Source organism: Acetatifactor sp. (assembly GCF_982438285.1).
In genome coordinates this window covers 1-5,205 of sequence record NZ_CEWDFQ010000220.1, presented here as the reverse complement: position 1 = coordinate 5,205, position 5,205 = coordinate 1, and the positions used below count along the sequence as shown (strand labels likewise).

Here is a 5,205-nt window from a genome sequence, read left to right as displayed (position 1 = left end):
ATCTTATTTTGCAGGAAAATCGCAGGCCAGTGGAACAGGAGCGTTATGGCTTTTGGGAAATGGTCTTTACGCCAAAGCAGAAATATAAAATATGGAACAGCCAGACAAAGCCCAGTACGATACACCCAGCCACAATGCCCTTTCGTCCCATCATAAAAAAGCCGATGGCCATAAGAAGGGTGACCGTGACCATAATGCGGATTTTGGTTTTCCATGTCATGCCCCGTCCGGCAACATAATCCTCCAGATTGTTTTTATATAGCTTCGTGTTCTTAAACCAGAGATCCAGCTTTTGGGAGCTTCTGGCAAAGCAAAACGCCGCCAGCATCAAAAAGGGAAAGGCGGGCAGCATAGGGACTACCGCTCCCACCGCTCCCAGACCGATGCCAATACAGCCAAGAATCGTGTACAAAAGTTTTTTGATTTTCATGGGTTTTCCTCCAGTCGTTTCCTTTCCTTATGTGACGCAATGACATGACGGACAGCCATAACCGGATGATAAAAAATCATCCGTGGGCCGGAAAACCGCATGACCTCACGGATTTTCCGGCGCATGTCCGGTTTATAGCAGTGTACCTTGCAGTTGGAGCAAAAGGTCTTTGTCTCCATAAAGGGACATTTGTCGGATCTGAGACGGGCATAGGCGTCCAACGTTTCGCAGTCGGGGCAGAGTGTTCTGCCCCCGTGCTTTTTGCGGCAATAAATCGAAATCATAAGGGAAACCGTTTCCTTTTCCCGTTGTCTTTTTGACTGCATATCCATCAGCTCATCCTCCCATGCTCCACAGAGTAAACCTGGTCTGCGATCCCCATGGTAGACTTTCTGTGAGAGACCAAAATTACGGTCTTTTTTCCACGCTCCTTATGAATGGCTTTCAAAATCACCGCTTCGTTTAAGCTGTCCAGATTAGAAGTAGGTTCATCAAGCAGCATAAAGGGGGCGTTATGCAAAAAGGCTCTGGCCAGCCCCAGGCGCTGGCGCTCCCCGCCGGACAGGGTACCGCCCAACTCACCCACGGGGGTTTCATACCCCTGGGGCAGACCCATGATGAAATCGTGGACAGAAGCTTTTTTACAGGCTGCGATGATCTCTTCTTCGGAGGCATCCAGCTTTGCGATGCGCAGGTTATTTCTAATGCTGTCGTGGAACAGGTGGGTTTCCTGGGTGACAAAGCTCTCCATAGCACGAAGATTTGTGGTGTTGATCTCATCCACATTTGTGCCGGATATCATGACCGCCCCCTGCTGCACCTGCCAGAATCGCATAAACAGCTTCAGCAGAGTGGACTTGCCGCTGCCAGAACGTCCCACAATGCCAATCACCCTGTTTTCAGGTATCTCCACAGAAAAATCATCCAGAATCCTCTCTTCCCCGTAGGTAAAGGTGACATTTTTTGCAGCTGCGCCGTGGAAATCCACATTCGGCCTGCCGGTGATCTCCTCTGCCACGGGACTTTCCTCCAGGATATCCAGTACACGGTTGCCTGCGGCAAAGGTGCTTTGCAGGGTAGAGCCCAGGGAGGACAAAGCAACGCAAGGGCCGAAGGAGCTCATCAGCGCAAGGGTACAGATCAGAGCTTGGGGAAAATCACACAAATAGGCGGACAAAAACAGCATGGCAAGATCAAAAATCAAAATCACCGTATTGGTAACCCCATTATTTCGTCCGGTAATGCGTTTCATGCGTCCCTCCTCTTGGCACAAAGCATCCGACCTGTCATTCATCTGAGCCATACGCTTTTCGCCCCAGCCGTATTGCAGAATCTCAGAAAGACCGCGCAGGGAATCCAGCACAAAGCCTGCCAGCTCTCCTGACTGAGCGCGCAGCTTCCTGCCGTTATCGCCAGAGAGCTTTGAGGTGACAAGGGGAATTGCCACGCCTACAGCCAGATAAGCCGCTGCGGCCAAAACAGCCAGCGCCACACTGTAAGTACCGATAAAGACCGTCATCACGCTGCAGAACAGAAACGCAATGCAGATGGGAGAAATGGTGTGGGCGTAAAAAACCTCCAAAAGCTCAATATCCGAGGTGATCATATTGATGAGATTGCCCTTGTCCTTCCCTTCCAGCCTGGCGGGACAGAGCTTACGCAGGGCGCCAAATACCTTGTCCCGAATCAGCGCCAGCAGCTTGAAGGCAATAAAGTGATTGCAGGCCTGCTCCCCATAACGGAGAATCCCCCGAAGCAGTGCAAAGACAAGCACTGCTGCAAACAAAATTCCCAGATTCATGGACCATTGGGGATTTAAAATATGCAGCACCATAAAACCGCCCAGGACAGTGATAAATGCTGCGCACAGATGGCCTAAAAGCCCCATTGCCACCGCCAGAAGCATGTAGCCGGACAGGGGCTTTACCAGTCCGATCAGCTGGGACATTACTTTAAAATTACTTCTCTTCATCCCGGCACACCTCCTCCCACATAATTTTCCAGCTCCTGCTGGGCACTCCAAAGCCCCGCATAAGCTTTTCCTTCCGAAAGCAGCTTTCTGTGCGAGCCGCTTTCCACAACCCTTCCTCCATCCAGCACATAAATATTGTCCGCCGGCACAACATTCGCCAGTCGGTGGGAAATCAGAATCACCGTTTTCGTCTCCGCCAAGACCCGTATCTGAGACATAATATGGTTTTCGCTCTCCACATCAATGTTGGAGGCAGCCTCATCAAAGATATAGACCGGGCTGTCATGAAGGAGCGCTCTTGCCAGGGCCAGACGCTGGCACTGACCGCCGGAAAGATTGGACGCCTTTTCGTTTAAAAAGGTGTCCAGCCCCTTTTCGCTCCGCAAAAACTCTGCCAGCTTCACCTGCTCCAGCACCTGCCACAGCACTGCATCCTGTGCACCAGGACATGCCATCAGCAGATTATCCCGCACGGTTCCCTTGAAAAGATAGCTTTGGTGGCTCACATAGGTAAAATTCTCCATCAGACTGGCCTCGGAGATTTCAGAAAGGGGAATATCTCCTACTGTTACTTCCCCGGTATAGCCCCTCCTGCGGCCCATCAGGATCGCCGCAATGGTAGATTTTCCGCAGCCGCTCTCTCCCACAAGGGCAGTAAAGCTGCCTTTGGGGAAATGCAAATCCACCCCATGAAGGATCTCTCTCTCAGGCTCATAAGCAAAGCCCAGGCCTCTCACACAAATGGAACAGTCCTTGGGAACCAGCTGTCTCTTTTCTTCCTCCTTTGGCAGATCAAGCAGGCCAAAAATCTTGTCGCTTGCCGCCATCCCATTCATGGCTATATGAAAGAAGGAACCCAGCATACGCATGGGCAGAAAGAAATCTGCCGCCAGCAGAATGATCATGAGGCATCCTGCCAGTTCCACCCTGCCCGCCTTAAGCTGCAAAGCTGCCAGAATCACCCCCAGCGCCGCGCCTCCATAGGCAATCAGGTCCATAACGGTAATGGAATTGAGCTGCATGGTCAGCACCTTCATGGTAATCCTGCGGAAGTGTTCCGACTGCTGGTTCATCTCCTGATGCTTGAAGGCGTCGGACTGATAAATTTTGGTTGTGGTCAGCCCCTGCAGATTTTCCAGAAAGGTATCCCCTAAGGCCGTATACTGACCCCAGTATTTCGCCAGCAGCTTCTTTGCAAAGCGCTGCACCGCCACAATGGTCACCGGAATCAGCGGAACGCAGATAAGCAGCACCAGGGCGGAGGGAACATTCACAAAGCAGAGCACGGCAAACAGCGTAAGGGGCGCCAGCATTGCATAGAAAAACTGCGGAAGATAGGCCCCGAAGTGAGTCTCCAGCTGATCCACTCCCTCTACAGCCACCTGCACCACCTCACTGGTCTGCACCTTTTCGCTGTAGGAGGCGCCCAGCCGAAGCAGCTTGCGGTAGATCATTTCACGCAAGGTCTTTTTCACCGCTTTGGAGCTGAGATACCCCATCCGGCTGGAAAAAATTGCACAGACAAAACGGACAGCAACAGCCAGAGCCGCCCATAATACGGTAAAGCCAATACTCCTTTTGTCCACGGTTCCCTCATACAATTTCTGCAGAAAGACAGCCACAGCACCCATCATCATGATATTGGCCGCAAGGGAACACCACTGCAGCATTACATTTCCTGCGATATATTTTTTGCTTTCCCTGGCTGTGTCTATCAGCCGTTTGTTAATCATCATATACAAACCATCCTGTTTATCATTGTAAATACACTTTCCATTGGTTAGTTTTTACTAACATACTTTCAAAGAAAAAGACGTCCTTTGACGTCTTTTTTGTTAGTTTTTGCTAACTATAGTTAGTATATCATAACAACGAGTGGATTGTCAATTAAAAATATGGTGTTCCCACCTCAATCAAATTGCCATCCAAATCATAAAAGCGAATTACTTTCTGTCCCCAGTCCTGCGTCATAAGCCTATTGACATATTGAATGGAAGGGTACAGCTTTTCAAGCTTTTGCGCAAATGCTTCAATGTCGCGTTCTTCAAAATATAATTCGCAGGAATTGCTCTGTGGAATCACATCTTTCTCAAGAAACTTTCTCCAAATTCTCTCATCCTGAAGCACCAGGCCTTCCGTCAGAATCATATTGCCGTCGTGGTCCAGTACCGTGTCAAGGCCAAACAGGTCATGATAAAACTGCTTTGATTTTTCAATATCTTTCACAACGATTAATACATTTTTTAATTTCATCCGTTTTTACCTCCTATTGGCCAGCGCCGCCATGAAGCCGCCGCTCCCACACAACATCGTCCCAATAATTCGGCATCCGATAAAAGAAAACAATCTTGGAATCTGTCAAATAAAAGTCTATCTCATCCCAGTAAGCAACCATATCCATCCCCATTTCCTCAGAAACCTGTTTCAAAATATCTTCATCACTCTTTCCCAGAAGCTCAGAGGCTGAAACCTCCTCCCCGGTTTTGCAGTCTATGGTAATTCCATCAAAATACGAATACGGATGTGCCCCGCCCATATAAGCAATGTCGTTATATACCATACTGATATACTGTTCTCCCACAAAGGTAAGTCTCAATAGGTGCCATGAATTATAAGGCGTTCTGCCAGGCTCTCCACCGCCAGACCCTTCCTTTCTGGTTTCTGCATACTTTTTATATCCCTGTTCATGTTCATCATATATTTTCTGCAGCGTATCATTTATCTTATCCCCATTCTCAAAAGCTTCATTTACATAGAATTTTTCCATCTCATAGTAAAATGTAATTTCTTCTGTGTTCTCGTT

The 5,205-nt window shown here is 49.0% G+C and carries 6 protein-coding genes; all 6 read right to left on the bottom strand.

The features are described 5' to 3' along the window. Nucleotides 1–43 precede the first annotated feature (43 nt). The gene (locus AC1WIP_RS10920) at nt 44–430 is read right to left on the bottom strand and encodes a YbaN family protein (RefSeq protein ID WP_481141857.1); all 387 of its coding nucleotides are present in this window, start codon (nt 428–430) and stop codon (nt 44–46) included. Further along, entirely contained in the window at nt 427–762 is a 336-nt protein-coding gene (locus AC1WIP_RS10915) for a nitrous oxide-stimulated promoter family protein (protein WP_481141856.1), read from the bottom strand. The genes AC1WIP_RS10920 and AC1WIP_RS10915 overlap by 4 nt, the downstream gene beginning before the upstream one ends. Further along, nucleotides 762–2,402: an amino acid ABC transporter ATP-binding/permease protein gene (locus AC1WIP_RS10910; protein WP_481141855.1), complete on the bottom strand. Its 1,641-nt coding sequence runs from the start codon at nt 2,400–2,402 to the stop codon at nt 762–764. The genes AC1WIP_RS10915 and AC1WIP_RS10910 overlap by 1 nt, the downstream gene beginning before the upstream one ends. Then, a complete protein-coding gene (locus tag AC1WIP_RS10905) occupies nt 2,399–4,138 on the bottom strand; it encodes an ABC transporter ATP-binding protein/permease (protein WP_481141854.1) in 1,740 nt (579 codons plus the stop codon). Before AC1WIP_RS10905 ends, AC1WIP_RS10910 begins: the two co-directional genes overlap by 4 nt. 151 nt (nt 4,139–4,289) lie before the next feature. Continuing rightward, entirely contained in the window at nt 4,290–4,655 is a 366-nt protein-coding gene (locus tag AC1WIP_RS10900; RefSeq protein WP_481141853.1) for a VOC family protein, read from the bottom strand. A 13-nt stretch (nt 4,656–4,668) separates the two neighbouring features. Further along, nucleotides 4,669–5,205: polysaccharide deacetylase family protein (locus AC1WIP_RS10895; RefSeq protein WP_481141852.1), on the bottom strand; the 537-nt coding region annotated here is incomplete at its 5' end.

Coding starts and splice junctions, on each gene's coding strand:
- AC1WIP_RS10905 (WP_481141854.1), bottom strand. CDS start 4,138: ATGATGATTAACAAACGGCTGATAGACACAGCCAGGGAAAGCAAAAAA.
- AC1WIP_RS10915 (WP_481141856.1), bottom strand. CDS start 762: ATGGATATGCAGTCAAAAAGACAACGGGAAAAGGAAACGGTTTCCCTT.
- AC1WIP_RS10910 (WP_481141855.1), bottom strand. CDS start 2,402: ATGAAGAGAAGTAATTTTAAAGTAATGTCCCAGCTGATCGGACTGGTA.
- AC1WIP_RS10920 (WP_481141857.1), bottom strand. CDS start 430: ATGAAAATCAAAAAACTTTTGTACACGATTCTTGGCTGTATTGGCATC.
- AC1WIP_RS10900 (WP_481141853.1), bottom strand. CDS start 4,655: ATGAAATTAAAAAATGTATTAATCGTTGTGAAAGATATTGAAAAATCA.